The 663-nt window shown below is 37.0% G+C and carries 1 pseudogene; it reads right to left on the bottom strand.

The features are described from left to right. Positions 1–132: 132 nt before the first annotated feature. Positions 133–663 (bottom strand): annotated as a pseudogene (locus tag ACFINO_RS10790) (VirB4 family type IV secretion/conjugal transfer ATPase); the annotation flags it as partial.

A 663-nucleotide genomic window follows, 5' to 3' on the forward strand; every position in this document is an offset into this window, starting at 1 on the left:
GGGTAGTGAGATCTCCATAATTCCAAGTAGATCCCAGACGATCTATACTCCAGGAACCTCCAAAAGGAAATGCAAGAGCTGGGCTTTGCGTTGCAAGAATTGCACTTATTATTATTGTAAAAATCATTTTTTTCATGTTGTCCTCCTATTAGTTTTTACATGTTGTAAAAAAACCGGTAACCATAGTGCCGGATCATCCCCCACTTCAGCGATAATATTTTCAACCAACTCTGCATTGTCAGGTGTACCTGATAACACTAAAAGTTCATCGCTAAAGTTTTGTTCGACAGTTTTTCCATCAATTGTCACATGGAATTTGCCGAGATTAAGTTCTGCAAGGGCAGATTGATCACCCTGCTTGATAAGGAATTGACGACTAAATTCGCCAATCCCTTTGATTAGTTCAAATTCTGCATCTGTTAGTTTGAAGCCTTCTGTATAGTCTTCATAATTTGCTTTCGGATTTGCTAGAAAAATGTAAGTTGCACATTGCTGAATCAGCGTTTTGGCAATATTACTCTCTAGCGCATCAGTAGGCTCTTGTGTTGCAAAAACAAAAATACCATTTTGTTTACGAATAGTTTTTTGTTTATTTTTTGCTAAATCTTCAAAATACGGATCTTGCAATGGCTTCCAAAACTCGTCAAAGATATACATAAACCT

Origin of the sequence: Bartonella sp. AA83SXKL (genome assembly GCF_042196965.1) — a bacterium.
In the GTDB taxonomy this organism is placed as follows: Bacteria; Pseudomonadota; Alphaproteobacteria; order Rhizobiales; family Rhizobiaceae; genus Bartonella.